This window comes from Micromonospora sp. NPDC003241 (assembly GCF_053589795.1).
Window position 1 is genome coordinate 18,183 of sequence record NZ_JBSFSO010000040.1, and the last position, 26,536, is coordinate 44,718.

The 26,536-nt window shown below is 73.1% G+C and carries 29 protein-coding genes; 11 read left to right on the plus strand and 18 right to left on the minus strand.

The window, feature by feature from the left end:
* Positions 1-47 precede the first annotated feature (47 nt).
* Both ACWDVW_RS25340 and thrS read right to left on the minus strand, forming a co-directional pair.
* Complete coding sequence (locus ACWDVW_RS25340; RefSeq protein ID WP_449953523.1) at positions 48-560, minus strand: HIT family protein; 513 nt, start codon at positions 558-560, stop codon at positions 48-50.
* Positions 561-732: 172 nt separating this feature from the next.
* The gene (gene thrS, locus ACWDVW_RS25345; protein WP_449953428.1) at positions 733-2,736 is read right to left on the minus strand and encodes a threonine--tRNA ligase; all 2,004 of its coding nucleotides are present in this window, start codon (positions 2,734-2,736) and stop codon (positions 733-735) included.
* A gap of 200 nt (positions 2,737-2,936) precedes the next feature.
* On the opposite strand from thrS, the gene ACWDVW_RS25350 reads away from it, so the two are divergent.
* Positions 2,937-3,890 (plus strand): DUF1775 domain-containing protein, encoded by a 954-nt coding sequence (locus tag ACWDVW_RS25350; RefSeq protein WP_449953431.1) that lies wholly within the window; start codon positions 2,937-2,939, stop codon positions 3,888-3,890.
* Between the two features lie 25 nt (positions 3,891-3,915).
* Here the strand turns inward: ACWDVW_RS25350 and ACWDVW_RS25355 are convergent, their stop codons facing one another.
* On the minus strand, positions 3,916-4,836 hold the full coding sequence (locus tag ACWDVW_RS25355; RefSeq protein WP_449953434.1) for an ADP-ribosylglycohydrolase family protein: 921 nt from the start codon (positions 4,834-4,836) through the stop codon (positions 3,916-3,918).
* A gap of 72 nt (positions 4,837-4,908) precedes the next feature.
* Here ACWDVW_RS25355 and ACWDVW_RS25360 point away from each other — a divergent pair, with 72 nt between their 5' ends.
* Together ACWDVW_RS25360 and ACWDVW_RS25365 are read left to right on the plus strand one after the other, a co-directional pair.
* Positions 4,909-5,598 carry a response regulator transcription factor gene (locus ACWDVW_RS25360; RefSeq protein WP_131054346.1) on the plus strand — a complete coding sequence of 230 codons (690 nt, stop codon included), beginning with the start codon at positions 4,909-4,911 and terminating at the stop codon, positions 5,596-5,598.
* A 173-nt stretch (positions 5,599-5,771) separates the two neighbouring features.
* The gene (locus tag ACWDVW_RS25365) at positions 5,772-7,028 is read left to right on the plus strand and encodes a HAMP domain-containing sensor histidine kinase (protein WP_449953526.1); all 1,257 of its coding nucleotides are present in this window, start codon (positions 5,772-5,774) and stop codon (positions 7,026-7,028) included.
* A 266-nt stretch (positions 7,029-7,294) separates the two neighbouring features.
* Here ACWDVW_RS25365 and ACWDVW_RS25370 read toward each other — a convergent pair whose 3' ends face one another.
* Positions 7,295-8,320, minus strand: a complete 1,026-nt coding sequence (locus ACWDVW_RS25370; RefSeq protein ID WP_449953437.1) for an adenosine deaminase — start codon at positions 8,318-8,320, stop codon at positions 7,295-7,297.
* A gap of 160 nt (positions 8,321-8,480) precedes the next feature.
* Between ACWDVW_RS25370 and ACWDVW_RS25375 the strand changes: the two genes are divergently transcribed.
* Positions 8,481-9,464 carry an aldo/keto reductase gene (locus ACWDVW_RS25375; protein WP_449953440.1) on the plus strand — a complete coding sequence of 328 codons (984 nt, stop codon included), beginning with the start codon at positions 8,481-8,483 and terminating at the stop codon, positions 9,462-9,464.
* A 62-nt stretch (positions 9,465-9,526) separates the two neighbouring features.
* On the plus strand, positions 9,527-9,721 hold the full coding sequence (locus ACWDVW_RS25380; protein ID WP_350695584.1) for a hypothetical protein: 195 nt from the start codon (positions 9,527-9,529) through the stop codon (positions 9,719-9,721).
* A 104-nt stretch (positions 9,722-9,825) separates the two neighbouring features.
* Here ACWDVW_RS25380 and ACWDVW_RS25385 read toward each other — a convergent pair whose 3' ends face one another.
* The 7 genes from ACWDVW_RS25385 to ACWDVW_RS25415 form a co-directional block, all read right to left on the minus strand.
* On the minus strand, positions 9,826-10,029 hold the full coding sequence (locus tag ACWDVW_RS25385) for a cold-shock protein (protein WP_067306996.1): 204 nt from the start codon (positions 10,027-10,029) through the stop codon (positions 9,826-9,828).
* A gap of 312 nt (positions 10,030-10,341) precedes the next feature.
* On the minus strand, positions 10,342-10,614 hold the full coding sequence (locus tag ACWDVW_RS25390; protein WP_449953445.1) for a DUF4235 domain-containing protein: 273 nt from the start codon (positions 10,612-10,614) through the stop codon (positions 10,342-10,344).
* Positions 10,611-10,949, minus strand: a complete 339-nt coding sequence (locus ACWDVW_RS25395; protein ID WP_350695112.1) for a DUF3618 domain-containing protein — start codon at positions 10,947-10,949, stop codon at positions 10,611-10,613. Before ACWDVW_RS25395 ends, ACWDVW_RS25390 begins: the two co-directional genes overlap by 4 nt.
* A complete protein-coding gene (locus tag ACWDVW_RS25400) occupies positions 10,946-11,380 on the minus strand; it encodes a phage holin family protein (RefSeq protein ID WP_350695113.1) in 435 nt (144 codons plus the stop codon). Before ACWDVW_RS25400 ends, ACWDVW_RS25395 begins: the two co-directional genes overlap by 4 nt.
* A 209-nt stretch (positions 11,381-11,589) precedes the next feature.
* On the minus strand, positions 11,590-12,786 hold the full coding sequence (locus ACWDVW_RS25405; protein ID WP_449953449.1) for a mechanosensitive ion channel family protein: 1,197 nt from the start codon (positions 12,784-12,786) through the stop codon (positions 11,590-11,592).
* Between the two features lie 125 nt (positions 12,787-12,911).
* Positions 12,912-13,733, minus strand: a complete 822-nt coding sequence (locus ACWDVW_RS25410; protein ID WP_449953452.1) for a DUF1206 domain-containing protein — start codon at positions 13,731-13,733, stop codon at positions 12,912-12,914.
* A 93-nt stretch (positions 13,734-13,826) separates the two neighbouring features.
* Positions 13,827-14,210 carry a hypothetical protein gene (locus tag ACWDVW_RS25415; protein ID WP_449953455.1) on the minus strand — a complete coding sequence of 128 codons (384 nt, stop codon included), beginning with the start codon at positions 14,208-14,210 and terminating at the stop codon, positions 13,827-13,829.
* A 72-nt stretch (positions 14,211-14,282) separates the two neighbouring features.
* Between ACWDVW_RS25415 and ACWDVW_RS25420 the strand changes: the two genes are divergently transcribed.
* Complete coding sequence (locus tag ACWDVW_RS25420) at positions 14,283-14,564, plus strand: GNAT family N-acetyltransferase (RefSeq protein WP_350695586.1); 282 nt, start codon at positions 14,283-14,285, stop codon at positions 14,562-14,564.
* Here the strand turns inward: ACWDVW_RS25420 and ACWDVW_RS25425 are convergent.
* Entirely contained in the window at positions 14,548-16,080 is a 1,533-nt protein-coding gene (locus ACWDVW_RS25425) for a glycoside hydrolase family 3 protein (RefSeq protein WP_449953458.1), read from the minus strand. The genes ACWDVW_RS25420 and ACWDVW_RS25425 overlap by 17 nt on opposite strands.
* 297 nt (positions 16,081-16,377) lie before the next feature.
* On the opposite strand from ACWDVW_RS25425, the gene ACWDVW_RS25430 reads away from it, so the two are divergent.
* From ACWDVW_RS25430 to ACWDVW_RS25445, 4 genes are all read left to right on the plus strand, one after another.
* Positions 16,378-16,503, plus strand: a complete 126-nt coding sequence (locus ACWDVW_RS25430) for a hypothetical protein (protein ID WP_350695121.1) — start codon at positions 16,378-16,380, stop codon at positions 16,501-16,503.
* A 75-nt stretch (positions 16,504-16,578) separates the two neighbouring features.
* Positions 16,579-17,529 carry a TIGR03557 family F420-dependent LLM class oxidoreductase gene (locus ACWDVW_RS25435; RefSeq protein WP_449953460.1) on the plus strand — a complete coding sequence of 317 codons (951 nt, stop codon included), beginning with the start codon at positions 16,579-16,581 and terminating at the stop codon, positions 17,527-17,529.
* An 82-nt stretch (positions 17,530-17,611) separates the two neighbouring features.
* Entirely contained in the window at positions 17,612-19,243 is a 1,632-nt protein-coding gene (locus ACWDVW_RS25440; protein WP_449953463.1) for a RecQ family ATP-dependent DNA helicase, read from the plus strand.
* A 102-nt stretch (positions 19,244-19,345) separates the two neighbouring features.
* On the plus strand, positions 19,346-19,849 hold the full coding sequence (locus ACWDVW_RS25445; protein ID WP_396746650.1) for a hypothetical protein: 504 nt from the start codon (positions 19,346-19,348) through the stop codon (positions 19,847-19,849).
* Positions 19,850-19,910: 61 nt separating this feature from the next.
* Here the strand turns inward: ACWDVW_RS25445 and ACWDVW_RS25450 are convergent, their stop codons facing one another.
* Together ACWDVW_RS25450 and ACWDVW_RS25455 are read right to left on the minus strand one after the other, a co-directional pair.
* Positions 19,911-20,675 carry an ABC transporter permease gene (locus tag ACWDVW_RS25450; protein WP_449953466.1) on the minus strand — a complete coding sequence of 255 codons (765 nt, stop codon included), beginning with the start codon at positions 20,673-20,675 and terminating at the stop codon, positions 19,911-19,913.
* Complete coding sequence (locus tag ACWDVW_RS25455; protein ID WP_449953468.1) at positions 20,668-21,633, minus strand: ATP-binding cassette domain-containing protein; 966 nt, start codon at positions 21,631-21,633, stop codon at positions 20,668-20,670. The genes ACWDVW_RS25450 and ACWDVW_RS25455 overlap by 8 nt, the downstream gene beginning before the upstream one ends.
* A gap of 97 nt (positions 21,634-21,730) precedes the next feature.
* Between ACWDVW_RS25455 and ACWDVW_RS25460 the strand changes: the two genes are divergently transcribed.
* Positions 21,731-22,489, plus strand: coding sequence for a TetR/AcrR family transcriptional regulator (locus tag ACWDVW_RS25460; protein ID WP_449953470.1), 759 nt, complete (start codon positions 21,731-21,733; stop codon positions 22,487-22,489).
* Positions 22,490-22,493: 4 nt separating this feature from the next.
* Here the strand turns inward: ACWDVW_RS25460 and ACWDVW_RS25465 are convergent, their stop codons facing one another.
* The 4 genes from ACWDVW_RS25465 to ACWDVW_RS25480 are packed head-to-tail and all read right to left on the minus strand — an operon-like array spanning position 22,494 to position 26,533.
* Positions 22,494-23,477, minus strand: a complete 984-nt coding sequence (locus ACWDVW_RS25465; RefSeq protein WP_449953472.1) for a DNA topoisomerase IB — start codon at positions 23,475-23,477, stop codon at positions 22,494-22,496.
* Positions 23,461-24,408, minus strand: a complete 948-nt coding sequence (locus ACWDVW_RS25470; RefSeq protein ID WP_449953475.1) for a glycosyltransferase family 9 protein — start codon at positions 24,406-24,408, stop codon at positions 23,461-23,463. The genes ACWDVW_RS25465 and ACWDVW_RS25470 overlap by 17 nt, the downstream gene beginning before the upstream one ends.
* Complete coding sequence (locus tag ACWDVW_RS25475; RefSeq protein ID WP_449953477.1) at positions 24,405-25,100, minus strand: SDR family oxidoreductase; 696 nt, start codon at positions 25,098-25,100, stop codon at positions 24,405-24,407. The genes ACWDVW_RS25470 and ACWDVW_RS25475 overlap by 4 nt, the downstream gene beginning before the upstream one ends.
* Entirely contained in the window at positions 25,097-26,533 is a 1,437-nt protein-coding gene (locus ACWDVW_RS25480) for a PfkB family carbohydrate kinase (protein ID WP_449953480.1), read from the minus strand. Before ACWDVW_RS25480 ends, ACWDVW_RS25475 begins: the two co-directional genes overlap by 4 nt.
* Positions 26,534-26,536: the final 3 nt, after the last annotated feature.

A 26,536-nucleotide genomic window follows, 5' to 3' on the forward strand; every position in this document is an offset into this window, starting at 1 on the left:
GCGGGGCGCGGGGCTGCGGGGCGCGGGGCTGCGGGGCGCGGGTCAGGTCAGGTCGGCCAGGCGCGGACGAGCAGGTCGCGGGTGTCGCCGAGCAGTTGCGGCAGCACCTTGGTACGCCCGATCACCGGCATGAAGTTGGCGTCACCGCCCCAGCGGGGCACCACGTGCTGGTGCAGGTGGGCGGCGATGCCGGCGCCCGCCACCCCGCCCTGGTTCATGCCCAGGTTGAAGCCGTGCGCGTTGCTGACCTTGCGGACCACCCGCATCGCGGCCTGGGTGAACGACGCCAGCTCGACCGTCTCCGGCTCGTCCAGGTCGGTGTAGTCGGCCACGTGCCGGTACGGGCAGACCAGCAGATGCCCCGGGTTGTACGGGTACAGGTTGAGCACCACGAAGACGTGCTCGCCCCGCGCCACGACCAGGCTCTCCTCCGCCGGTCGGGCCGGGGCCAGGCAGAACGGGCAGCCGGAGGGTTGCTCGTAGCCGCCCTCGGGTCGGTCCTCGCCGGAGATGTAGGTCATCCGGTGGGGCGTCCAGAGCCGGTCCAGCCCGTCGGCCATGTCCCTGTCGTCGTGCTCGTCCGCTCCCCCAGTCACACCGGCGATCCTACGGCCCCGCCGAGCGGGTGCCGAGCCTCGGCCCGGCACCCGGCGTGATCGATGGAACGGCGCCCGGCGTGAGTGTTAGGAAGGGTCCCCTGCTCTACCGCAGGCGTTAATAAGGTGCCCTTCCTTACATCTGGGCGGAGGGGCCGACGTTGGTGCGGGTGCGGACGACGTCGAGCACGTGGGTGACCGCCTCGGCCAGCGGCACGCCGTTGCGCTGCGAGCCGTCCCGGTAGCGGAACGAGACGGTGCCGGCGGCCACGTCGTCGTCCCCGGCGATCACCATGAACGGGATCTTCTGCTGCTGGGCGGTCCGGATCTTCTTCTGCATCCGGTCGTCACCGGCGTCCACCTGGGCGCGGACGCCCTCGGCGCGCAGCGCGGCGACGAAGCCGTGCAGGTAGTCGGCGTGGTCCTCGCGGATCGGGATGCCGACCACCTGCACCGGGGCCAGCCAGGCCGGGAACGCCCCGGCGTAGTGCTCGGTGAGCACGCCGAAGAACCGCTCGATCGAGCCGAACAGCGCCCGGTGGATCATGACCGGCCGCTGCCGGGTGCCGTCGGCGGCCTGGTACTCCAGGCCGAAGCGCTCCGGCAGGTTGAAGTCGACCTGGATGGTGGACATCTGCCAGGTCCGGCCGATGGCGTCCTTGGCCTGCACGGAGATCTTCGGGCCGTAGAAGGCCGCGCCGCCCGGGTCAGGCACCAGGTCCAGGCCGGACTCCTCGGCCGCAGAACGCAGCGCCTCGGTGGCCCGCTCCCAGTTCTCGTCGGTGCCGACCGACTTCTCCGGGTTGCGGGTGGACAGCTCCAGATAGAAGTCGTCCAGGCCGTAGTCGCGCAGCAGTTCGAGCACGAAGGCGAGCAGGGACTTCAGTTCCCCGGCCATCTGCTCCTCGGAGCAGAAGATGTGCGCGTCGTCCTGGGTCATGCCGCGCACCCGGGTCAGGCCGTGCACCACGCCGGACTTCTCGTAGCGGTAGACCGTGCCGAACTCGAACATCCGCAGCGGCAACTCCCGGTAGGAGCGACCCCGGGACCGGAAGATCAGGTCGTGCATCGGGCAGTTCATCGGCTTGAGGTAGTAGCTCGCGCCGTCCACCTCCATGGGCGGGAACATGCCGTCGGCGTACCAGTCGAGGTGCCCGGAGACCTCGTACAGGTGGCCCTTGGTGATGTGCGGGGTGTTGACGAACTCGTACCCGGCCTGCTCGTGCTTGAGCCGCGAGTAGTTCTCCATCTCGCGGCGGATGATGCCGCCCTTGGGGTGGAAGACCGCCAGGCCGGAGCCGAGCTCGTCGGGGAAGCTGAACAGGTCGAGGTCCGCGCCGAGCTTGCGGTGGTCGCGCCGGGCCGCCTCCTCCAGCAGCTTCAGGTACGCCTTGAGCGCGTCCCGGGTCGGCCAGGCGGTGCCATACACCCGCTGGAGCTGCGGGTTCTTCTCGCTGCCCCGCCAGTACGCGGCGGCCGAGCGCATCAGCTTGAACGCGCCGATCAGGCGGGTGTTGGGCAGGTGCGGGCCCCGGCACAGGTCGGACCAGCAGACCTTGTCGGAGTCGGCGGCGAGGTTGTCATAGATGGTGAGCTCGCCGCCACCCACCTCCATCACCTCGGAGGAGTCCAACCCCTCGCCCTTGACGTCGATGAGCTCCAGCTTGAACGGCTCGGCGGCCAGCTCGGTCTTGGCCTCGTCGAGGCTGTCGAAGCGCCGCCGCCGGAACCGCTGCCCGGACTTGACGATCTCCTGCATCCGCTTCTCGACCTTGGCCAGGTCGTCCGGCTGGAACGGCTTGTCGACGGCGAAGTCGTAGTAGAAGCCGTTCTCGATCGGCGGACCGATGCCGAGGCGGGCCTCGGGGAAGACGTCCTGCACCGCCTGGGCCAGCACGTGCGCGGTCGAGTGCCGCAGCACGTCGAGCCCGTCCGGCGAGTCCAGCGCGACCGGCTCGACGGCGGCCTCCTCGGCCGGACGCCAGTCCAGGTCGCGCAGGGTGCCCTGCGGGTCGCGGACCACCACGATCGCCTTCGGGCCGGTGGTGGGCAACCCGGCCGCCGCCACCGCGTCGGCCGCCGTGGTCCCGGCGGCGACGACGACGGGGTCGGCCACGGCGGGGGTACGGGGTGCGGACACGGGTGAACTCCTCGCAGCAGATGTGACGGAAAGGTGCCGGTGACGGCTCACCGCGATGGTATCGGTCGGCGTGGTGGCCACCGTCCCCGACACCGTAGGGGACGAATCCCGCCACCGTTGAACCTTTTCGGCCTGGGATCCGAACTACCAGGTGTGGCCGGAGCCGGTTCCGGCCACGTCGATGTGGAGGGGAACCCAGCATGGCGATGACGCGCGGCGGCAGCCGTCGACGCCGGGGCGCGCTGGTGGCCGCCCTGGCCACGGCCGGGGTACTGCTCTGGCCCGCGAGCACGGCGTGGGCCGACGGTGTGACGTTCACGCCGGCCGAGGCCCAGCAGGGCAACTCGGTCAAGCTCGAGTTCCTGGTGCCCGACGAGCGGCCCGGGGTCCGGACCGAGCGGATCGAGATCCGGATGCCGGCGGAGACTCCGGTGGCCGAGGTGTACCCGCTCTCGGTGGAGGGCTGGGCGCCCGCCATCACCACCCGCAAGCTCGACGCCCCGATCGCGGGCATGCACGGCCCGGCGACCGACGTGGTGACCGCCGCGCTGACCTGGACCCGGGGCACCGGCGAGGCGGGGGCGGGCCCGGCCCGGCTGGTGTTCTCGATGGCACCGCTGCCGCAGACCGAGCAGGTGCGGTTCGAGCTGACCCAGACCTACGCCGACGGCCTCCAGGTGCACTGGGGCGACCGCCCCGGCCAGCGCCCGCTGCCCGCGCTGACCCTCACCCCGGGCGACCCGGCGTACCCCGGTGCCGCCCACGGTGGTCACGGCGCGGCACCCGGCGGTGCCGTGCCGGGTGCCCCCGCTCCGGCCACCACCGCGCCCGACGCGGGCCCGAACGCCAACAGCCTGCTCGCCGCCGGCCTGGTCGCCGGTCTCGGCGGCGGCGCGGTGATCGGCTGGCTGATCAGCCGACGCCGCCGTTCCAGCACTGCGGAGATCGACCGGTCGGTGCTCGACGGGGAATCCGCCGCCGAGGACGGCCCGACGGCCACCGCCGAGTCGACGCCGACACCGGCCGAGTCGGTGACCGGACGAGCCGAGTCGGTGGCCGACGCGACGCCTGCGGACCGGCCGACCCCTACGGCCGACGCCGACCCGGCGCAGCGCCGCGACGACCGGGTGGCGCAGGCCGGCGCGACCCGCTGAACGGCACGGGTCAGAGCGGCACGGGTCAGTCGGTCCAGTCGGGCAGCGGTTCCCGGGCCGCCAGCCAGTCGGTGGGCACCCCGCCCGGGGTGCCCACTCCGGTGTGGGCGGCCACCACCGAGCCTGCGATGGCGGCGGTGGTGTCCACGTCGCCGCCCGCCTGGACGCAGGCCCGGACCGCCGCCGGGTAGTCGGTCAGGTGCACGGCGGCCACCCACAGCGTGAACGCGACAGTGTCCTGGGCGGTGACCCGCGCGCCGTTGCCGACCGCCGCGACGACCTCGGGCAGTGGCCGGTCGAGCAGTCCCGCGACCCGGCGTACGGTGCGGTGCACCTCGGTCGCCGAATCCAGCGCGGCGGCCACCCCGGCGAGCAGGCGGGCCGGGTCCGGGCGGTCCCCGTCGAGCCGGGCTCGGGCGGCAAGCGAGGCGGCCACCGCCACCGCGACCGCTCCGGCGATCCCCTCCGGGTGCGCGTGGGTCACCTCGGCGGAGGCCTGGGCCTGGGCCGCGGCCCGGCTGGTCGAGTCGGCGAAGTACGCGCCCAGCGGGCCGACCCGCATGGCCGCGCCGTTGCCGCAGGATCCCTGCCCGTCGAAGGCGGAGGCGGCGGCGACCGGCCACGGGGTGCCGGTCCGGATCAGGCGCAGGATGCGGACCGCGCCCGGACCGTAGCCCCGGTACGGCTCGCAGCGCTCGGCGAAGGCCAGGGCGAGGGCGTCGCGGTCGACGCGACCGGTCTCGGTCAGCGCCGCCACGACCGAGCAGGCCATCTCGGTGTCGTCGGTCCACTGCCAGGGCGGTCGTGGGAGCCGACCGGCGGCCAGGTCGGCCGGGACGTTGCCGGGGACGAAGAACTGGGAGCCGAGCGCGTCACCGACCGAGAGTCCGGCGAGTGAGTCTCCGGCCAGGGCCAGACGGGTGTCGGGATAGAGGGTGAACGTCATTGTCGTACCAGCTTGGCGGGTTGTCGGGTGGGCCGCAACGACGTACCGCGCCACTCCGAGTACCGTTCTGGCGTGGCCACCGTCCTGCTGGTCGAAGACGATCACGTCGTACGCGGCGCGATGCTTCGTTCCCTCACCGACCGGGGCCACGCCGTGCACGCGGTCGGCACCGCGCTGGACGCGCTGCGCCGGGTGGCCGCCGAGACCCCCGATCTGGTCGTGCTCGACCTGGGCCTGCCGGACCTGGACGGGTCGGACGCGCTGCGGATGCTGCGCGGCATCACCGACGTACCGATCATCATCGCCACCGCCCGCGACGACGAGCAATCCGTGGTCAAGCTGCTACGGGCCGGTGCCGACGACTACATGGTCAAGCCGTTCACCGGCGCGCACCTGGACGCGCGGATCACCACCGTGCTGCGCCGGGTGGGCCGTGCCAGTCGCGGCGTGGCACCGGCCGTGCACAGCGTCGGCGGGCTGCGGGTCGACGTCGGTGAACGCAGCGCCCTCCTGGACGGTGAGGCGCTGGCGCTGACACGTAAGGAATTCGACCTGCTGGCCTATCTCGCCGCCCGACCTGGCCGGGTAGTGTCCCGGCGGGAGCTCTTGGAGGAGGTATGGCGGCAGCCATCGGTCGGCGAGGACCAGACCATCGACGTGCACCTGTACTGGCTGCGCCGCAAAATGGGCGAGTCCGCGGCGAAGCCTCGCTACCTGCGCACCGTGCGGGGGGTGGGCTTCCGGCTGGTGGCGCCGGACTGAGGCGCTCGCTGGCGCTGCTGACCGGCGGCACCGGCATCCTGCTGGCACTGGCCTTCCTGATCCCGCTCGGCCTGGCTCTGGGCGGCCAGGCCCGCGAGGAGGCGATCGCCGACGCGGCCCGACGCAGCGCGCTGGTCACCGGCGCGCTCGCGGTGAGCACCGAGCCGGCGGTGGTGGACCGCGCCATCGAGGCCAGCGGCGCCGACCCGGCGACCCGTCCGGTGGTGCACGGTCTCGACGACGTGGCCGCCGAGGCCGGACGCGCCGACGCCGGGCAGCTCGACCGGGCTCGCGACGAGGGACGCTCCCTGGTGGTCGACGTCGACGGCGGGGTGCTGCGGCTGGACCCGGTGGTGCTGGGCGACCGGACGGCCGTCGTGGAGGTGTTCGTACCGGACGAGGCGCTCGGCGGCTCGGGCCGCTGGTGGCTGCTGGCCGGGGTCGCCGTCGCCCTGGTGGGCGCGGCCGTGCTGGTGGTCGACCGGCTCGCCGCGCGTACGGTCGACGCCACCCGGGGGCTGGTCAAGGCGGCGCTCGCGGTCAGCGACGGCGACCTGGGCGTACGCGTGGAGCCGAGTGGCCCGCGCGAGGTGGCCGAGGCCGGGCACGCGTTCAACCGGATGGCGGAGCGGTTCGTCGCGGCCCGCACCGAGGAGCGGGAGTTGGTGGCGGACCTGTCCCACCGGCTGCGGACCCCGTTGACCGTGCTCCGGCTCGACGCGGAGGCGCTGGAGTCCGACGACACCAGCGTGGACGCGTTCAGTCAGGCGGAGCTGGACCACCGACGCGGCATCCGGCGGATCCGGCAGGCGATCGTCACCCTGGAGGGCGAGATCGACGTGCTGATCAAGACCACCCGCAAGGCGGTGGCCACCGAGGCGGCTCCGGCGATGTGCGACGTGAGCGAGGTGGTCCGGGACCGGATGGTGTTCTGGGCGGCCCTGGCCGGTGACCAGAACCGCCCACACCGGGTGGTCGGCGCCCAGCTGCGCATCCCGGCGCCGGTGCCCCGGGCCGAGTTGGCCGCCGCGCTCGACGCGGTGATCGGCAACGTGTTCCGCTACACCCCGCAGGGCACCGCGTTCGAGGTGGCGGTGTCCCGGCGCGACGGGTACGTGGCCATCCGGATCGACGACGCCGGGCCGGGCATCGCCAACCCGGATCGCGCGCTGCGCCGGGGCACCAGCGACCAGGGTTCCACCGGCCTCGGGCTGGACATCGCCAAGCGGGTGGCGTTGCAGGCCAACGGTTCGGTGAGCATCGACCGGGCGCGGCTGGGCGGCGCGAGCGTGGTGATGCTGCTCGCCGACCCGGAGGCGACGCCCCGGCAGGTCAGCCGGTTCGGCCTGGTGGGTCGGATGGCCCGGGAGGCACGGGAGCAGAAGGGCAGCGGACGGCGCTGGCCGAGGCAACGGCCCACCGACTCCTGACCGGGTCACGGGCGGCCGGGTTGTGCGGCGGCACAAGTCTTCCTTAGATCCGAATTAACGACGTCCCATTGGCCCGGTAAGGGTGTCAGGATCAGCTCCGAACCCAGCAGTTCCGCCGGCTCTCCGCTCCCAGCGCACATCGGCCGGTGGAGCCGTGCGCGCGGCGGGAGACACGGTCCCCCCACACCTCCTCCCGTCGCGCGCACTTCCAGGCGTCCGCCGGTCCCGACCGGATCGGTCGGGACCCGCGACTTCCGCAGGCGAGGTCAGTCGCGCGGGGCGGCCAGGTAGGCGTCGATCTCCGCGATGATCCGCTGCTTGCCCGCCGGGTCGAGGAACGAGGCGGTCACCGCGTTGCGGGCCAGCGCCGCCACCTGCTCCGGGCCGGCGTCGAGCAGCCGGGCGGCCACCGCGTACTCGTCGTCGAGGGTGGTGCCGAACATCGGCGGGTCGTCGGAGTTGATCGTCACCAGCAGCCCGGCCTCGACCAGCGTGGGCAGCGGGTGCTCCTCGATGGCGGCCACCGCCCGGGTCCGCACGTTGGAGGTCGGGCAGACCTCCATGGCGATCTGCCGCTCGGCGAGGTACGCGAGCAGCTCCGGGTCCTGCGCGGCGGAGATGCCGTGGCCGATCCGCTCGGCGCCCAGCTCGCGCAGGGCGTCCCAGACGGTCTGCGGGCCGGTGGTCTCCCCCGCGTGCGGCACCGAGTGCAGACCCGCCGCCCGGGCCTGGTCGAAGTAGGGCTTGAACTGTGGCCGGGGCACCCCGATCTCGGGGCCGCCCAGGCCGAAGCTGACCAGCCCGTCCGGGCGCTCGTCGAGGGAGATCCGCAGCGTCTCCTCGGCGGCCGGCAGACCCGCCTCGCCGGGGATGTCGAAGCACCAGCGCAGCTCGATGCCGAAGTCGGCGGCGGCCCGCTTGCGGGCGTCCTCGATCGCCTCGCAGAACGCCGGTGCCGGGATGCCCCGGCTCACGTGCGAGTACGGCGTCACCGTCAACTCGGCGTAGCGCACCTGCTGGCGGGCCAGTTCCCGGGCCACCTCGTGGGTGAGGATCCAGACGTCCTCCTGGTCGCGGACCAGGTCCACGACGCTCAAATACAGCTCGATGAAGTGCGCGAAGTCGCGGAAGACGAAGTAGTCGGCGAGCAACTCCGGGTCGGCCGGGACCGGCGTACGCCCCTCGTGGCGGGCGGCCAACTCGGCCACGATCCGGGGCGAGGCGGAACCGACGTGGTGCACGTGCAGTTCGACCTTGGGCAGTCCGGCGATGAAGGTACGCAGATCGGTCACGGGTTCTCCTGGACGATGACACCGGCACACCGGCGACGACGACGGTTCGTGCGCAGTCTTGCAGGCCGTCGGCGCGGTCGGGGGACGGCACGTCCACCCGTGTCCGCCCCGCGCGGCCCGGCCTCGGCACGGCAGCCGGGGTGTCACTAGGCTCGGTCGCATGGAGCAACGCACCTTCCCCCGCATGGACCGACAGGTCGGCGTGGTCGGGCTCGGCGCCTGGCAGCTCGGCGCCGACTGGGGCACGGTCACCGAGGACGACGCCATGGCGGTGCTGGACGCCGCGGTCGACGCCGGCATCACCTTCCTGGACACCGCCGACGTCTACGGCGACGGCCGCAGCGAGCAGTTCATCGGGCGGTACCTGGCGGCCCACCCGGACGCCGGGCTGACGGTGGCCACCAAGATGGGGCGTCGGGTGACACAGACCCCCGAGGCGTACATTCTGGACAATTTCCGTCAGTGGACGGATCGTTCGCGGGCCAACCTCGGCGTGGACACGCTGGACCTGGTGCAGTTGCACTGCCCGCCGACGCCGGTGTTCGCCACCGACGCGGTCTTCGACGCCCTCGACACCCTCGTCGCCGAAAAGCGCATCGCCGCGTACGGCGTCAGCGTGGAGACCTGCGACGAGGCGCTCACCGCGATCGCGCGGCCCGGGGTGGCCAGCGTCCAGATCATCCTGAACGCGCTGCGCCACAAGCCGCTGGAGCGGGTGCTGCCGGCCGCCTCGGCCGCCGGGGTGGGCATCATCGCCCGCGTACCGCTGGCCAGCGGACTGCTCTCCGGCCGGTACGACGAGCAGACCACCTTCGCCGCCGACGACCACCGTTCCTTCAACCGGCACGGGGAGGCGTTCGACGTCGGCGAGACGTTCTCCGGCGTCGACTACACGCTGGGGCTGGAGGCGGTACGCCGGCTCGCCCCGCTGGTCGGCGACGACCGGACGATGGCCCAGTTCGCCCTGCGGTGGGTGCTCGACCAGCCCGGGGTCACCGTGGTCATCCCCGGCGCCCGCGACGCGGCACAGGCCCGTGGCAACGCCGCAGTGGCCGGTCAGCGGCCACTGTCCACGGAGGAACAGGCAGCGGTGGCCGCCGTCTACGACGAACTGATCCGTCCCCAGGTGCACCAGCGATGGTGACCGGGGAGACGGCCGGAGGCACCAGCGCCCCGGCGGAGCAGAGCCCGGCTCCGCCGGACCGGATGAGCGGCTGGTTCCGGCTCACCAGCGGCCTGCTGGCCGTGGTGATCGGAGCGGTCTGGACGGTGCAGGGCCTCGGGTACGTCGAGGACAGCCTGATGACCGGTCAGCGGATCTGGGCCGCACTCGGTCCACTGCTGGCCCTCGTCGGTGCGGTGCTGCTCTGGTTGGGCATGCGGGCCCGGACGCGACGCTGACCGAGGGATGCGGAAAGCCCCGCGGTCCGTACGGAACGCGGGGCTTTTGCACCTGGGCGGGGACTGCCTCGCCATCTGGCGGGCGGCGGTCGCCGACCGGTGTGTCAGAGGGGGCGGACCTGCTCGGCCTGCGGACCCTTCTGGCCCTGGGCGATCTCGAACTCCACCCGCTGGTTCTCCTCCAGCGACCGGTAGCCGCTGGACTGGATGGCCGAGAAGTGGACGAACACGTCAGCACCCCCGCCGTCGACGGTGATGAAGCCGAAGCCCTTGTCAGCGTTGAACCACTTCACGGTTCCCTGCGCCATGTGTATCTCCTTCTAAAACTGGCGGCCGAGCACGCCGTGCGGCCGGTTGGCCGTTTTCGAGCAGCGGCGCCTGAGGCGGCCCCCAACGAAGGAGACTTCTCTCAACCCACGCCATCTCTCAACAGCGTGGAACAGCAAACCACGTACGCAAAAACTCTGCACAGCCTACCCGACGAAATTCTCCGACATGTGACCTGACGGATGCGAAAGATCCGCTGTGCGGCATCCGCGAGGTAAGGCAAAAGGCCCCCTTGACCGGGTACGGACAAGGGGGCCGAACAGCCCGGACCGCAGTCCGGACGCCGTCACGTGCTAGTCGGGCCAGCGGCCGGTCAACCGGCGTACGCCCACCGCGCCGCCACGGTCCACGGCAGCCCGGACGACCGAGAAGATGGCGCCCTGCAACGCCGCCGCCGCGAGGATCTCGCCCCAGCGGCGGTCCTCGTCGACGGGATCGGGCGCCTCACCGTCGCCGGCGGTCAACTTCCACACCTGGCGGAAGACGGCACCCGCGATCGCACCGGCGGCGATACCGGCCAGGATGCCCACCGGCCGGTAGGCGACCTTGCTCAACCCCTTGCTCACCCACGCCTCCCTCGAATGATCATCAGCACCACGGCGGTGACGATCGCGCCCGCCGCGAGGGCGACGAACGGCGCCGGCCCGTGCCGCCCCCGCACCGGCGGATGGGTCAGGGCCGCCTGACCACGGACCCGGGCGACGGTCAGCGCCGCCTGCTCCCGGACCCGCTCGCGGGCCTGGTCCGCCGAGGACTTCAAGCGCTTCTTGACGTCGGCCTTGGCGGCCAGCGCCTCCACCGTCTCGCCCAGCTCGACCCGGGTCCGCCGGATCTCCGCCCGCAGCGCGTCGGTGTCGCCGGTCCCGTTGCCGTGCCCGTTGCGCGTCCCGTTGTGTGTCATGCCCGTCCCCTGTCCTTCACCGCCGCGCTGACCACGTCGACGTCGGCCCGCAGGCTCTGCACGGTCGCCTGCGGCACCGGCGGGACCGCCTGGCTGACCTGCTTCTTGCCCAGCAGCGCGAGGACGCCGGCGATCAGGAAGACGACCGCCGCCACGATCAGCGCGGCCGCCCACGCCGGTAGCACCAGGGCCAGCAGCAGGATCGCGGCGGTGACCAGCGCGCCGAGGCCCAGGAAGGCCAGTGCGCCGCCGCCGGCCAGCAGGCCGACGCCGATACCGGCGTGCTTGCCCTTCTCTGTCAGCTCCGCGCGGGCCAGCGCGAGCTCGTCCCGGACCAGGCGAGACACCTGCTCCGTCGCCCGCTGGACCAGCTCGGCGGTGGAGGGCTCGCTTCCGTTGTGGGATGTACGGACGTTCGCCACGTCAGCCATGCTGTCCCCCTCTCGTCGTCACCGCGCTGTATGCCCGAAGTAGTCGCCCGCCAATCCTGCGTGCGAAGAAGGAGCAGGGCGTCCCGCACGAGGTCCCCGGGAAACCTTCCGTCAAACCTGTCCGGCCCGCCCCGTTCGGGCGTCCTCACCCGATGAGGGCCGGTGGGAGACCACACCGCCCACCGGCCCTCATCGACACGCATCCGGGGTCAGCGCCGCGCCTCGACGGGTTCGTCGGGGCCGACGAAGGCCTCGCTGCGCGCGTCGCCGTCGTCGCTGCCGCCGAAGAGGCGGGCGTCGTCGGGGACCTCCCCGTCCTCGAACCGTCGGGTCCGGCGCTTGGGGTGCACCCACTGCCAGGGCAGCGAGGCGGTACCGTCGCCGACCTCGGCACGCAGCCGTGGCAGCGCGGTGGGCCGCTGGTCGCGTACCCACGCCACCATGTGCTCGCGGACCAGGCAGCGCAGGTCCCACAACGCGCCGGCGCTGGCGGCGCTCACCAGCGCCCGCAGCTTGACCATGCCGCCGGTCGCGTCGGTCACCTGGAGTACGCAGACCCGGCCGTCCCACAGGTCGGTGCCCTCGACCAGGCGACGCAACTCCTCCCGCATCGCCTGCACCGGCAGCGACCAGTCGACGTCGAACTCCGCGGTGCCGAGCACCGCCGCCTCGGTACGCGTCCAGTTCTGGAACGGGGTGCTGGTGAAGTAGGAGGTGGGCAGGATCAACCGGCGGTCGTCCCAGATCTGCACCACCACGTAGCTGAGGGTCAACTCCTCGATCCGGCCCCACTCCCCCTCGACCACGACCACGTCGTCCAGACGGACCGCGTCGCTGAAGGCGAGTTGCAGCCCGGCGAAGACGTTGCCGAGCAGGCTCTGCGCGGCCAGCGCGGCGACGATACCGACCACACCGGCGCTGGTCAGCACACCGGCACCGATGCCGCGCACCGCCGGGAACGTCATCAGCATCACGCCGACGGTGAGCACCACGATCACCACGATGGTCACCCGGCGCAGCATGACGACCTGGGTGCGTACCCGACGGGCGTGCCGGTTGTCCGGCACGTCCACCCGGAACCGGGCCAGCGCGGTGTCCTCCACCACCACCAGCAATGAGGTGACCAGCCAGGCGGTGGCCGCGATGACCGCGAGCACCAGCATGTGCAGCAGCGCCTGCCGCCACCCGGTGCCGACCGCGTAGCCGGTGCTGAACCGGACGGCGAACTGCACGGCGAGCACGGTGGCGGCGATCTGGAACGAGCGGTGGGCGTGCTCGGTCAACTCCATCAGCAGTCGGGACCGGTGGCCCCACCGCCGAATCGAGCGATGCACCACCTCGACCACGGCAACGGCGATCGCCGCCGCGGCGAGCGCGGCGACGACCGTCACGAGGTAGCTGTGCACGTGTGATTCTCCTTCCGGACCGACAACAAGATCCACGCAAAGGGGCAAGTTTGCCCCAGAACGCCGTCACCGGCCACCGCAACGCCGCTGCGGTGGCCGGTGACGGAGGTGGCGGAGGTGGCGGATCAGACCTTGCGGTAGCGGGCCTGGAGGAAGCAGTAGAGGCCGAAGGCGGCGATGCCCAGCCCGACCAGCGACAGCAGGATGGTGCCGAATGCCTGGTCCCGCAGCGTCCGCAGGGCGGCGTCCAGGCCCCGGGCCTTCTCCGGGTCGTAGTTCACCGCGGCCAGCACGACCAGGAAGCCGGTCACCGCGAACGCACTGCCCCGGGCGGTGTAGCCGGCCATGCCGAGCCGCCGGGCGAGCTGGGTGGTCCGGGCGTTCATCTCGCCGGTCTTCAGCCGCTTTATGAACTTCTTCTTGACGCCGTAGATGAACATGCCGACGCCGACGCCGATGAGGACCAGGCCGGCGAGACCGACCAGCCACCGACCGCCGGTCGACTCCATCAGCCGGGCGGTCATCTCCTCCTGCTGGGAGGCGCTGTCGGAGTTGGCGTTGGAGAAGACCTTCCAGGCCGTCCACGCCAGCCAGAGGTAGATGACCGCGCGGGCTGCGGAGAAGACCCGCTCCTTGATCCGGTCGTTGCCGCTCTCGGTCTGGTGCCCGACGGCGGCTTCGAGAGCCTGCCAGATCGCCATGGCGACCATGCCGACGGCGATGGCGATGACCACGAACGTGCCCATCGGCTGCGCGGCGAGTGTCCGCAGCGCGCCGGACTGGTCACCGTCGTCGGAGGAGTTGCCGAATGCGATCTGCAACGCCAACCAACCGAACAACAGGTGCACGATCCCGTAGCCGATGAAACCGGCCCGGGCGAGGAGTTCCAGCCACCGGCTGTCTGCCGTTCGGGCGGCGGTGGCTTCGGCGTTCCGGGTGAGAGACATGGGCCATCAATCTCCGGACGCGAAGATTTCCAAACGTGTCCAGCCGTCGCCGGAAAGCGACGGCTGGACGGCCGGATCAGGCAGTTGTCGGCGTCAGCCGGAATTGCGCGAAATGCGTACCTTGACCTCGGCATCGGTGACGCTGTCCAGGGTGACCGCCATGCCGCCGACGTCGGCGGCCTGCTGCCCGACGGTCAGCGACAGTTGCTCACCGGCGACCTCGATGGTCACCACGTCGTCCTGGGCCTCGACGAGCCGCGCCTCGACGCCGAGGATGTTGGCACGCGCGTCCACCCCCCGGTCGAAGGTCACTGTGCAGGCGTCCAGCCCGCAGTCGGTGCGGGCGCCTTCGGAGCTGCATCCCATCAGCAGGGCGGCACCGAGCGCGAGCCCGGCCAACAGACCGGCCGACTTACGGGTGGGGACCCTCCAGGCGAGGGTGCGCCGGCTGCGGCCGGCGGGCGATCGGTTCGTCACCGCCTCAGCGTACGAGACGAAGGCGAACGGCCCCGGCGTGCCGAACCGGCGGTGGAGAATGGGCCGGTGAGCATGCTGGTCGAGGAGAACGCCGCCAAACACCGCTACGAGATCCTGGTCGACGACGCGCTGGCCGGGTTCACCGCGTACCTGCCCCGGGGCGAGGCGCTGGTGTTCACGCACACCGAGGTGGACCCGGCCTTCCAGAACAGGGGCGTCGGTGGCGCACTGATGCGCGGCACCCTGGACCAGGTCCGCGCCCAGGGGCAGCGGGTGGTCCCGCAGTGTCCGTTCATGCACGCCTACATCGAGCGCCACCCCGAGTACGCGGACCTGGTCACCAGCCCGACGTGACGGCGGTACCCGCCAGCAGCTCGGCCACGGCCCGGCCGGCGGCCCGGGTCGCGCCGTGCGTGGCGACGTGCACCGTGCCGGTGACCAGTGCGGGCACGCCCAACTCCACCACCACGGCGTCGGGCCGGTCCGCCAGCACCCGGTCGACGGCGCTCCGCATCCAGTCGTGCCGGTGCAGATCGCGCACCACCAGCACGAGCGGTCGGCCGACGGCGCCCAGCGCCGGGTCGGTGGGCACCTCGCCCCGCGCGTAGCGGGCGCTGGTGGTGCCCGGCACCAGCGCGGTCAACGGCGCGGCCACTCCCCACGGGGTCTCCGCCCCGATCGCGATGTTGTGCGGCGGGTGGAACTCCACCACGTGCGCCGGCCCGGCCAACGGCAGCTCCGCGCCTCCGTCGGCCCGGGTGACCCGGATCGCCCGCCGCGCGGCGACCAGCCCGACGCCCGAACCGCCGGTCGTCACCGGGGTACGCCCACCGGCCGTACGGGCGGCCACCGTCCACGCCGCGAGTTGGCCGACCCGTTTCGCCGCCTCGGCCAGCCGCTCCTCCGGCAACTCCCCGGCCACGACCGCGTCCACGATGGCGTCGCGCAGGTGCCGGGCGGTCTCCTCGTCGGCGTGCTCGCCGCCGACACAGATCGCGTCCGCCCCGGCGGCCAGCGCCCGCACCGCCGCACCGGCGAAGCCGTACCGGCCGGCGACCGCCTCCATCTCCACGGCGTCGGTCACCACCACGCCGTTGAAGCCCATCTCCTCCCGCAGCACACCGCTCAGGATCCGGGTGCTCAGCGTCGCCGGCAGCTCCGGATCCAGCGCCGGCACCAGCAGGTGCCCGGTCATCACCGCCTGCACGCCCGCCTCGACCGCAGCCCGGAACGGGGCCAGCTCGACGGCGTCCAGCCGATCCCGGTCGCCGGTGATCCGGGGCAGGTCGTGATGCGAGTCCACCCGGGTGTCGCCGTGCCCCGGGAAGTGCTTGGCACAGGCGGCCACGCCGCCGGACTGGAGGCCGCGTACCCAGGCGGTGGTGTGCCGGGCCACCACCGACGGATCGGCACCGAACGAGCGGACACCGATCACCGGGTTGTCCGGATTGGAGTTCACGTCGGCGTCCGGCGCGTAGTCCAGGGTCACGCCCAGCGCGGCGAGTTCGACGCCCAGGTCGCGGGCGACCTCCTCGGTGAGGGCCGGGTCGTCCACCACGCCGAGGGCGAAGTTGCCCGGCCGGGTGCTGCCCCGACCCGACTCGATGCGGGTGACGTCGCCCGCCTCCTCGTCGATCGCCACGATCACGTCCGGCCGTTCCGCGCGCAGCCCGGCGGTGAGCGCCGCCACCTGCTCCGGGTCCACGACGTTGCGGCTGAACAACACCACCGCGCCGAGGCCGTCGCCGAGCCAGCGGCAGACCCACGCGGGCGGTACGGTGCCGACGAACCCGGGCTGCAGGACCGCGGCCGCCAACGCCGCCAGATCCCCGTTCGCTCGCTGAAGATTCGCTCGCTGACGCTCGCTCATGCCCGCCCTCCGCTGCGCTCCGGGCCGCCATGAGGCACCACCGCACTGCACCGATGATTCGCTCGCTGACGCTCGCTCATGCCCGCCCTCCGCTGCGCTCCGGGCCGCCATGAGGCACCACCGCACTGCGTTGAAGATTCGCTCGCTGACGCTCGCTCATGCGGTCGCGTACCCCCGTCATCCTCCGCCGCGGACTCCCCCCGCCACCCGGCGGTGCAGCAATGGTCACACCGCGCCACCGAATAGTCAATAAACCTTACAGTTGCCTTGGGAGCGCTCTGCCAGCAGAGTGCGGAGATGGACCCGCTGCTGTTGCTCGCCGACGCGACGAGCCCGGCCGACATCCCCGGCGTACGCCTGCTCGGCCTGGTGGTGGGCGGCCTGCTGCTGCTCGTGGCCATCCGGGCGATGTTCCGGCGCTGACGTCGCGACCGGGTGTGACCCGCCCCCGCCGGGGTACCGCCTGACCTTGGACACCATCACGGCGAGGGGGCACCCATGAAGATCGGCTACTTCCTGTCCACTGAGGAGTACCCGCCAGAGCAGTTGCTGGCGCAGGCGCAGGCCGCCGAGCGCGCCGGCTTCCAGTCGCTCTGGATCTCCGACCACTATCACCCCTGGACGGACGCGCAGGGCCAGGCCCCGTTCGTCTGGTCCATGATCGGCGCGTTGAGCCAGACCTGCCGCCTGCCGGTCACCACGGCGGTGACCTGCCCCACCGTGCGTATCCACCCGGCGGTGCTGGCCCAGGCGGCGGCGACCAGCGCGGTGCTGCACTCCGGGCGGTTCGTGCTCGGGGTGGGCTCCGGCGAGGCGCTCAACGAACACATCCTCGGCGACCACTGGCCGCAGGCCGGCGTCCGGCTGGAGATGCTGGAGGAGGCGGTCGAGGTGATGCGGAAGCTGTGGGACGGCGGCTTCGTCAACCACTACGGCAAGCACTACCGGGTGGAGCACGCCCAGATCTACACGCTGCCCGAGACGCCCCCGCCGATCTACGTCTCCGCCTTCGGCCCCAAGGCGGTGGATATCGCCGCCCGTATCGGCGACGGCTTCGTCAACACCATGCCCGACGCCGAGCTGGTGGGCCGGTTCCGGGACAACGGCGGTGGCGACAAGCCGTGCCAGGCCGGTTTCAAGGCGGCGTACGCGCCGACCGTGGAGGAGGGCATGCGGCTGGCGTACGAACGCTGGCCGACCGAGGCGATCCCCGGTGAGCTGTTGCAGGTGCTGCCCTCGCCCCGGCACTTCGAGCAGGCCGCCGAACTGGTCGACCCGGAGGCGATGCGGGAGGCGTTCGTCTGCGGCAACGACGCCGACGCGCACCTGGCGAAGATCGACGCGTACGCGAAGGCCGGCTTCGACGAGGTCTACGTGGCCAACACCGGGCCGGACTGGCAGGGGTTGATGGACCTGTACCAGCGCGACGTACTGCCCCGACTGCGCTGAGCGACGACGTGGCGGAACTCGCGGTCCCTCGTGGCCGGACCTGCGTTTCGGCGCTGGTCCGGCCGGGTACCTGCGGCCTTCGATGAAGCTCACCACGCACTCGATGTCGTTGCGCCGCGCGGCGCGCAGCCTGTTCGGCTGGTCCACCCTGCGCCCCAACCAACTGGCCGCGATGCGTGCGGTGATGCGGCGGCGCGACGCGTTGGTGGTGCTGCCCACCGGCGCCGGCAAGTCGGCGATCTATCAGATACCGGCGAGCCTGATCCCCGGCCCGACCGTGGTGATCTCGCCACTGCTCGCCCTGCAACAGGACCAGATCGCCGCGCTCAACGAGCGGCAGCGGGCGGAGTTGCGGGCGGTCCGGATCAGTTCGGACGAGTCGCCGGCCCAGCAGGCCGAGGCGATCGCCGAGATCCGGGACGAGCGGGCCGAGTTCCTCTTCATCACCCCGGAGCAACTGGCCAACCCGGAGCGCCTGGCCGAGGTGCGCGCGTTGAAACCGGCACTGGTCGCGATCGACGAGGCACACTGCATCTCGGCCTGGGGGCACGACTTCCGTCCGGACTACCTGGCGCTCGGTCAGCTCATCGAGGGCATCGGACGGCCACCGGTGGTGGCGCTGACCGCCACCGCCTCCCCACCGGTACGCGACGACATCGTGGCCCGGCTGCGGTTGCGCGAGCCCGAGATCGTGGTGTCCGGGCTGGACCGGCCGAACCTCTTCTTCGAGGTGGCGCACTGCCCCACCGAGGACTACCGGTGGCGACGGCTGATCGCGCTGCTGCGGGACGACGAGCGGCCGGGCATCATCTACGTACCCACCCGGCGGGCGGCCGAGGATCTCGCCGCCCGGATCACCGACGCCGGCTACCCGGCGCAGTACTACCACGGTGGGATGTCCGCCAGCGCCCGCGCCCGGCTGCACGAGGCGTTCCTCGCCGACCAGGTGCCGATCATGGTGGCCACGTCGGCGTTCGGCATGGGTATCGACAAGCCGAACATCGCCTGGGTGGTGCACATGGCGCTGCCCGACTCGCCGGACAGCTACTTCCAGGAGATCGGCCGGGCCGGACGCGACGGGCAGCCGGCCCGTGTGCTGCTGCTCTGGCAGGCCGAGGACGTGGGGCTGCAACGCTTCTTCAGCGGTGGCCTGCCCGACGCCACCGAGCTGCGGGACCTGGCCGCCCTGCTGCGTCAGGGGCCGGTCACCAAGAAGGAGCTGCGCGAGGTGACCGGGCTGGGGCCGCGCAAGCTCGGGCAGTACCTGGCCCTGCTGGAGCAGGTCGGTGCGGCGCAGCCCCGCGCCGGGCAGCGGATCGGCGCGCCGCGCTACTCGCCGACTCCGGTGGAGGCCGCCGAGGCGGCCGTGGCCGAGGCCGAGCGGCAGCAGAACCTGACCCGTTCGCGGACCGACATGATGCGGGCCTTCGCCGAGACCACGGCCTGCCGGGGGCAGACCCTGCTGGCCTACTTCGGCGAGCAGATGACCCAGATCTGCGGGCACTGCGACAACTGCCACGCCGGCACCAGCACCGCCGACGACGGCGCGGTGGGTCCGTTCCCGGTGCACAGCCAGGTACGGCACCCGGAGTGGGGCGCCGGCCTGGTGCTCAGCTACGAGGACGACCGGATGACGGTGCTCTTCGACGAGGTCGGGTACAAGACGCTGTCGGTCAGCGTGGTGTCCGAACAGGGACTGCTGACGCTGGACTAACCTGAGCCCGCCGCGATGGCGGCGGGGACATACCGGACCAGGCGCGGCCAGCACGGATGGCGCGTGACCGGGGACCGGACGACGAACGGGAGAGGCACGGTCGTGATCGAAGAGCCGACGTACACCGCTTTCGGTTTCTCCGACGAGGAGTGGGGGCTGCTGGTCGGCCTGCCGCAGGCGGTGCTCACCGCAGCGAGCGCCGCGGAGTCCGACAGCACCCGGGCGACGATGGCCGAGAGCGCGGCCGGGCTGGAGACCATCTCCACCGGTCGGGAGTCGGCCAGCCCGCTGGTGGCCGCGGTGGCCGGGGAGATCGTGACCCGGGTGGGCGACCCGGAGGCCGGCGAGGAGTTGCCGGTGATCGCGCCGGAGGACCCGCGCGCGTACGCCGAGGACGTGCTGGGCCGGGCCAAGGCCGCCGCCGCCCTGCTGGCGGAGAAGGTGGACGAGGGCGAGGCCGGCGCGTACCAGCACTGGCTGGTGGAGATCACCGACCAGGTGGTCGGCGCGGCCACCAGCGGCGGCATCCTCGGGCTCGGGGGCAGCCAGGTCAGCCCCTCGGAGCGACGCTTCCGGGACCGGCTGGCCCAGGTCCTCAACGACTGAGCGACGGCGACGAGAAAGGGGGCGACGTCCGTCGGACGTCGCCCCCTTTCGCTCGTGCGGATCAGGCGATCCGGCGGCGGAACAGCACCGCCGAGAGCAGCACCGCGACCGCCAGCAGACCCAGGCACCACGCCGCCGCGCGGACCGGCGCCGAGCCGACCGGCAGGTCGAGCAGCAACCCCCGCAGCGACTCGATGACCGGCGTGACGGGCTGGTGCTCGGCGAAGCCGCGCAGCCAGCGGGGCAGCGTCTCGACCGGCACGAAGGCGCTGCTCGGGTAGGGCAGGAACATCACCAGGAAGGTGTACCCGCCGGCCGCCTCGGGGGTACGGGCCAGCAGCCCGAACGCCGCCGACAGCCAGGACACCGCCAGCAGGAACAGCAGCAGCACCCCGGCGGCGGCCAGCCAGCGCAGCGGTGCCACGGCGGGCCGGAACCCGATGGCCACCGCGACGGCCAGCACCAGCACGGTGGAGACCGTGTTGCGCGCGATGCTGGCCACCACGTGACCGCCGATGATCGAGGTCGCGCCGACGTCCATGGTGCGCAGTCGCTCGATCATGCCGTTGGTCATGTCCGTGGTGACGCTCACCGCCGTGCCCGCCGCACCGAACCCGGCGCAGAGCAGCAGCACGCCGGGCACCACATAGGTCACGTACGCCGAGCCGGTGTCGATCGCCCCGCCGAAGAGGTAGACGAAGACCAGCATCAGCATCACCGGCAGCAGCAGCGAGGTGAGCAACGCGTCGACGTTGCGGCGCGACAGCCGGACGCAGCGGCCGATCATCACCGCCATCTGCGATCCGCGTACGGCCAGCTCAGACATGGGTCACCTGCTGTCGGGTGGGCACCGGAGTGCCGGTGAGGGTGAGGAAGACGTCGTCGAGGGTCGCCTCGCGGACGGTGAACCGGACCACCCCGTGACGGTCCGGATCGATCTCGTCGAGCAGGGCGCGCACCTGCGGCGCACTACCGTCGGTGGCCACCGACAGGGCAAGCCGGTCCGGGTCCCGGCCGGTGACCCGGTCGCCCAGCAGCCCGGCCGCCTCCCGCATTCCGGCCTCCTCACGCCAGGTCAGCTCCAGCCGGTGCGCGCCGAAGCGGCTCTTGAGGTCGTCGGCGGTGCCCTCGGCGGCGATCCCGCCCTGGTGCAGCACCGTGATCCGGTCGGCCAGGCGGTCGGCCTCCTCCAGGTACTGCGTGGTGAGCAGCACGGTCACCCCGGTGCGGGCCAGTTCGCCGACGACCTCCCAGAGCCCCTGCCGGCTGCGCACGTCCAGGCCGGTGGTGGGCTCGTCCAGGAAGACCACCGACGGCTGCCCGACCAGGCTGGCGGCGAGGTCCAGGCGGCGGCGCATGCCCCCGGAGTAGGTGATCGCCTGCCGCCCGCCCGCGTCGGTCAGCGCGAAGCGTTCCAGCAGGTCGGTGGCGCGCTTGCGGGCCGCCGACCCGGACAGCCCGGCGAGCCGGGCCAGCATGGTCAGGTTCTCCAGGCCGGTCTGGGTGTCGTCCAGGGCGGCGTGCTGGCCGGCGAGGCTGATCGTCCGCCGGACCCGCCGCCGGTCGCGCACCACGTCGTGGCCGGCGACCCGGGCGCTGCCCCCGTCGGGCCGGGTCAGCGTGGCCAGGATCCGCACGGTGGTGGTCTTGCCGGCCCCGTTCTGGCCGAGCAGCGCGTGCACGCCGCCGGCCCGGACCCGCATGGTCAGCCCGTCGAGGACGACGAGGTCGCCGAAGGACTTCCTCAGCTCGATCAGCTCGACCGCGGGTGGTCCGTTCGTCATGGGTCACTCTCCGCTTTCTGCGTATGTCGTACGCTTATCTGCGTAGACCATACGCAGAAGTTACGATGAGGGTCAAGCCCGGCCGGTGGAGGTACATGTGAGCGACGGTCCCGACGTCGAACTGCCCGAGAACGTCGCGCTCGCCTGGGGGCTGCGCGAGCGTCCGAGCCGTGGCCCGAAGCGTGGCCTCAGCCTGGAACAGGTGGTGGCCGCCGGGATCCAGGTCGCCCAGTCGGAGGGGCTCGGCGCGGTGTCGATGAGCCGCGTCGCCCGCGAGCTGGGCGCGGCCACGATGTCGCTCTACCGGTACGTGCCGACCAAGCACGACCTGCTCGACCTCATGGTCGACACGGCGTACGGGCCGCCCCCGCCACCACGTGGTCCGGACGAGGGCTGGCGCCCCGCGCTGACCCGCTGGGCCGAGGGGAACCTGACCGCGTTGCGCCGACAGCCGTGGATCCGACACGTGCCGATCAGCGGCCCCCCGATCAACCCCAACCAGGTCCGCTGGCTGGAGTACGGGCTGACCGCCCTGGCCGGCACCGGCCTGCGCGGCGCCGAGCGCGTCTCCACCATCATGCTGGTCAGCGGGTACGCCCGGAGCTGGGCCACCACCACGGCGGACCTGATGGAGGCGGCGGTCCGCAGTGGGCAGACCCCCGACCAGGTGGGCCTGCACTACTGGCGGCACCTGGCCCGGCTCACCGCCGACGGGCCGTACCCGGCGATCCACGAGCTGATCGCCGAGGGCGACGACGAGGACGACTACGTCGACGCCGAGTGGCGCTTCGGGCTCGGCCGGGTGCTGGACGGCGTCGAGGCGATGATCCAGACGCGTACGGCGGGCGGCCGGTGACCGCTCAGGACCGGTCCAGCAGGTCGAGCACGGCACGCTCGGCCTGCTCGCGCCCGGTGTCCCGGGTCACCGGCACCACCACGCCGTCGTGGAACAGGTCGACCACCCGAGGATCCACGTAGGACGTACGGGCCACCGTCGGGGTGTTGCCGAGCAGCTCCGCGACCTCGCGCATCACCCCGGCCACCGCCCGCCGCCGCGCGGTCACCGACCTCGGCGTCCCGAGCACGGCCAGCTCGGTGGCCGCCCGGACGGTGGCGTGCCAGGTGCGGAAGTCCTTTGCGGTCATCTCGCCGCCGCTGGCGTCGCGCAGGTAGTCGTTGACCTCGTCGGCCCGCACGTCCCGCCACTGCCGGCCGTCCCAGTAGCCGAACAACCGGTCCGCCTCCCGGCGACGGCGGCGCAGGTGGGTCAGCACCCGGCACAGCTCCGGGTCGGAGACCCGGCGGACCTGCTCGATGCCGCCCTTGGCCGGGAACTCGAAGACCACGCAGCCCTGGCGGGACCGGGCGTGTTCGGGGCGGAGGGTGGCCACGCCGAAGGTCGGGTCGTCCCCGGCCGCGTACTGGTCGCTGCCGACCCGGAAGGTGCCCATGTCGAGCAGCCGGGTCACGGTCGCCAGCACCCGCTCGCGGCGCAGCCCCCGCCCGGTGAGGTCGAGGCCGACCCGTTCCCGCAGCACCGGCAGCCGGCGGGCCACCTCCAGCACGTGGTCGAACTTCGCCTCGTCCTGCCGCTGCCGCCACAGCGGGTGGTAGAGGTACTGCTTGCGCCCGGCGGCGTCGATCCCGGTGGCCTGGATGTGCCCGTTCGGGTGCGGCGCGATCCACACCTGCCGCCAGGCCGGCGGGATGACCAGCGCCCGCAGCCGGGTCAGATCGTCCGGGTCACGCACCGGCGCGCCGCGCGGGTCGACGAACGACCAGCCCGGACCGCGTCGCCGGCGGCCGTATCCCGGCCGACCCGGATCACTACGCCGCAACCGCACGGTCCGCCCGCACCACCCGTTCCACCTCCTCGACGGCGGCCAGCACCGCGTCGACCCCGACGGCGGCGACCGCCGGGTGACCACCTACCCCGTCCCGGGTCGGGCATGCGCCGACCCAGAGCACCCGGTGCCGTCGTCGCTCCGGCGGCGGCCCCCACCGGGCGGGCGGGACCGGACCGAAGATCACCACCGACGGGGTGCGGTAGCCGGTGGCCAGATGCGCCACGCCGGTGTCCCCGCTGACCACCAGCCGCGCCCCGGCGACCAGGGCGGCGAGCTGCCCGAGATCGGTCCGCCCGGCCAGCACCGCGTCGGCGGGCAGACCGGCCTCGTCCGCGACCCGTACGGCGGTGGCCCGCTCCCCCGTGCTGCCGGTCACCACCACCCGGTGCCCCCGGCCGGTCAGGTCCCGGGCGAGAGCCGCGTACCGCCCGGACGGCCAGCGCTTGGCCGGCACCTTGGAGCCGGGATGCAGCACCGTCACGCCGGTCGGCATGGTCCCCGGCAGCGGCCGGAGCAGGTCCAGGTCGGTCCGGTCGGTGGGGATGCCGTACCAGCTCAGCAGCCGGCACCAGCGCGCCACCTCGTGCTCCTCGTCGTCCCACCCGGGCCCGTCGGCGTGCTCCGCCCGCGCGTCGGCGAAGGCGAACAGCCGGTCCGGGCCGGTGGTGGCGAGCAGCCGGTGCGAGCGCGGTCCCCGGCCGTGCAGGTTCACCGCCACCTCCACCGGCCCGTCGGGAGTCCCGATCCGGTCCAGCCCGTCGGTGGGCAGCAGCCGGTCCACGCCGCCGACCAGCTCGACCAGCGGGCCGAGCCAGGACGGCGCGGCGAGCACCAGTTCGCGATCCGGGTACGCCGTCCGCAGCGCCCGCAACGCCGGGACCGCCGTGGCGAGGTCACCGACGCCGAGGGCACGCAGGACCAGGATCACGGGTACGAGGTCTCCTGCTCGGCGCAGACCACCATCTCGCGTACCGCGCAGCCGGCCGGTTGGGAGAGCGCGAACATCACGGCGGCGGCGGTGTGCGCCGGGTCGTTGAGGATCGCGTCCGGCCCCGGCCGGTACTGCGCGTCGCGGTCGTCGAAGAAGGCGGTCCGCATGCCGCCCGGCACCAGCAGCGTCACGTTCACCGACCCGGCCAGCTCGGCGGCGAGCGCGCGGGTGAACCCGACCACGCCGAACTTCGCCGCGCAGTACGCCGTGGCGTCGCTGACCGCCTTGACCCCGAGCGTGGACGCCACCGTGACGACGCTGCCCCGGGCGGCGGTCAGGAACGGCAGCGCGGCCCGGATCACCGCGGCGGTGGCCAGCAGGTCCACCGTGACGATCCGGTCCCAGGTCTCGCCGGGCACGTCGGAAAGTCGGCCGGGCACGTCCACCCCGGCGGCGGTGACCACCGCGTCGAGCCCGCCCTCGCGCTCGGCGAGCTGCCGGGTGGCGGACTCCGCCGCGCGGGTGTCGGCCAGGTCGCACTCGGCCCAGGCCACCCCGTCGCCGGGCGCCTGCCGGTCCAGCACCAGGGGCCGCCCGCCGGAGCGGGCCACCGCGGCCACCACCGCCGCGCCCAACCCGCTGGACCCGCCGGTGACCAGCACCGTGCGTCCGGTGCCGGGCGCGCTCATCGGGACACCCCCACGCCGGTACGCGCCGCCGTCGCCGCGATCAGCCCGGTGGTGGAACGGCCGTCCAGGTACGGCACCACCACCGTGTGACCGCCCCAGCGGCGCAGGATCTCGGCCTCGGGCAGGCAGTCGTCGTCCCCGCCGCCGGTGGCGTAGTCCCCGCCCTTGACCCAGATGTCCGGGCGCAGCCAGGACAGTGCCGCCGCCGGGGTCGACTCGTCGAAGATCATCACCGCGTCCACGCAGCTCAGCGCCGCCAACAGGCGACTTCGGTCGTCCTGCCGCACGACCGGCCGGTCCGGTCCCTTGAGTCCGGTGACGCTGGCGTCGGAGTTGAGGCACACCACCAGGCAGTCGCCGAGTTGCCGGGCGGCCTGGAGGGTCGCCACGTGACCGGCGTGCAGCAGGTCGAAACAGCCACCGGTCGCCACCACCGTCCCTCCGGCGGCACGCACCCGGGCCACCGCGGCGGCGGCTGCCGCCACCCCGACCCGGTCACCGGCCACCGCCGTGTGCACCGCCTGCGGCGCCCGCCGCACCGGCAACGGCAACGCGGTCGCCACTCCGCCGTCCGCCACGTACGCCGACGCCTCGGTCACCGCCTCCTGCACCGCCTCCGACAGCAGCGCGCCCCGGCCCAGCGCCAGGCCGGCGGCGACCGCGAACCGGTCCCCCGCGCCGCAGGTGTCGCCCTCGGCGGCCACCGGCGTCGGCACCACCAACGGCGTCGACCCGGCGTGGCTGAGCAACGCACCGTCGGCACCCAACGTCACCGCCACCGCGCCCGCCCGCCAGCGTTGCCGCAGGCGCTCGGCGCCGTCGGCGGCGGTGGCCAGCCGGGTGGCGGCGGCCGGCGCCTCCACCAGCTCCTGCACCTCCGACTCGTTCGGCGTGACCAGGTGCACCCCGGGCACCGCCGCCGGTCCGCGCGGATGCGGGTCCCAGACCACCGGGGCCCGGGTCGCCGCCAGGGCCGCCCGCAGCGCGGGCTGCCGCGCCACCCCCCGGCCGTAGTCGCTGACCAGCACCACCGACGCCCGCTCGATGACGCGCAGGACCGCCTCGGCGGGTTCGCCCGGCGTCTCGGCGCCGCCGCCCCGGTCGTGGCGCAGCAGCACCCGCCCACCGGCCCGCAGCCGGATCTTCTCCGGGGTGGACCCGGCCAGCCGCAACGGGTACACCTGCACCCCGGCGGCGGCCAGCAGCACCCCCAACCGGGCCCCGCCGGCGTCGTCGGCGAGCGCGGTGACCAGCACCACCTCGGCGCCCTGCGCGGCGGCGAAGACGGCGGCGAGCCCGGCCCCGCCGGGCCGGTCGACGTGCGCGGTCTCGTCGAGCACCGGGACCGGCGAGTCCGGACAGAGCCGGTTCACCACGCCCTCCACGTCCCGGTCGAGCAGGGTGTCGCCGACCACCACCACGGGTCCCCTCACGCT

What these genes read in the sequence shown, in the direction of transcription:
- ACWDVW_RS25340 (WP_449953523.1), bottom strand. Translation starts at nt 560, where the DNA reads ATGGCCGACGGGCTGGACCGGCTCTGGACGCCCCACCGGATGACCTAC.
- ACWDVW_RS25350 (WP_449953431.1), top strand. Translation starts at nt 2,937, where the DNA reads ATGGCGATGACGCGCGGCGGCAGCCGTCGACGCCGGGGCGCGCTGGTG.
- ACWDVW_RS25355 (WP_449953434.1), bottom strand. Translation starts at nt 4,836, where the DNA reads ATGACGTTCACCCTCTATCCCGACACCCGTCTGGCCCTGGCCGGAGAC.
- ACWDVW_RS25375 (WP_449953440.1), top strand. Translation starts at nt 8,481, where the DNA reads ATGGAGCAACGCACCTTCCCCCGCATGGACCGACAGGTCGGCGTGGTC.
- ACWDVW_RS25380 (WP_350695584.1), top strand. Translation starts at nt 9,527, where the DNA reads ATGAGCGGCTGGTTCCGGCTCACCAGCGGCCTGCTGGCCGTGGTGATC.
- ACWDVW_RS25385 (WP_067306996.1), bottom strand. Translation starts at nt 10,029, where the DNA reads ATGGCGCAGGGAACCGTGAAGTGGTTCAACGCTGACAAGGGCTTCGGC.
- ACWDVW_RS25395 (WP_350695112.1), bottom strand. Translation starts at nt 10,949, where the DNA reads ATGACACACAACGGGACGCGCAACGGGCACGGCAACGGGACCGGCGAC.
- ACWDVW_RS25400 (WP_350695113.1), bottom strand. Translation starts at nt 11,380, where the DNA reads ATGGCTGACGTGGCGAACGTCCGTACATCCCACAACGGAAGCGAGCCC.
- ACWDVW_RS25410 (WP_449953452.1), bottom strand. Translation starts at nt 13,733, where the DNA reads ATGTCTCTCACCCGGAACGCCGAAGCCACCGCCGCCCGAACGGCAGAC.
- ACWDVW_RS25420 (WP_350695586.1), top strand. Translation starts at nt 14,283, where the DNA reads ATGCTGGTCGAGGAGAACGCCGCCAAACACCGCTACGAGATCCTGGTC.
- ACWDVW_RS25425 (WP_449953458.1), bottom strand. Translation starts at nt 16,080, where the DNA reads ATGAGCGAGCGTCAGCGAGCGAATCTTCAGCGAGCGAACGGGGATCTG.
- ACWDVW_RS25430 (WP_350695121.1), top strand. Translation starts at nt 16,378, where the DNA reads ATGGACCCGCTGCTGTTGCTCGCCGACGCGACGAGCCCGGCCGACATC.
- ACWDVW_RS25435 (WP_449953460.1), top strand. Translation starts at nt 16,579, where the DNA reads ATGAAGATCGGCTACTTCCTGTCCACTGAGGAGTACCCGCCAGAGCAG.
- ACWDVW_RS25440 (WP_449953463.1), top strand. Translation starts at nt 17,612, where the DNA reads ATGAAGCTCACCACGCACTCGATGTCGTTGCGCCGCGCGGCGCGCAGC.
- ACWDVW_RS25450 (WP_449953466.1), bottom strand. Translation starts at nt 20,675, where the DNA reads ATGTCTGAGCTGGCCGTACGCGGATCGCAGATGGCGGTGATGATCGGC.
- ACWDVW_RS25455 (WP_449953468.1), bottom strand. Translation starts at nt 21,633, where the DNA reads ATGACGAACGGACCACCCGCGGTCGAGCTGATCGAGCTGAGGAAGTCC.
- ACWDVW_RS25475 (WP_449953477.1), bottom strand. Translation starts at nt 25,100, where the DNA reads ATGAGCGCGCCCGGCACCGGACGCACGGTGCTGGTCACCGGCGGGTCC.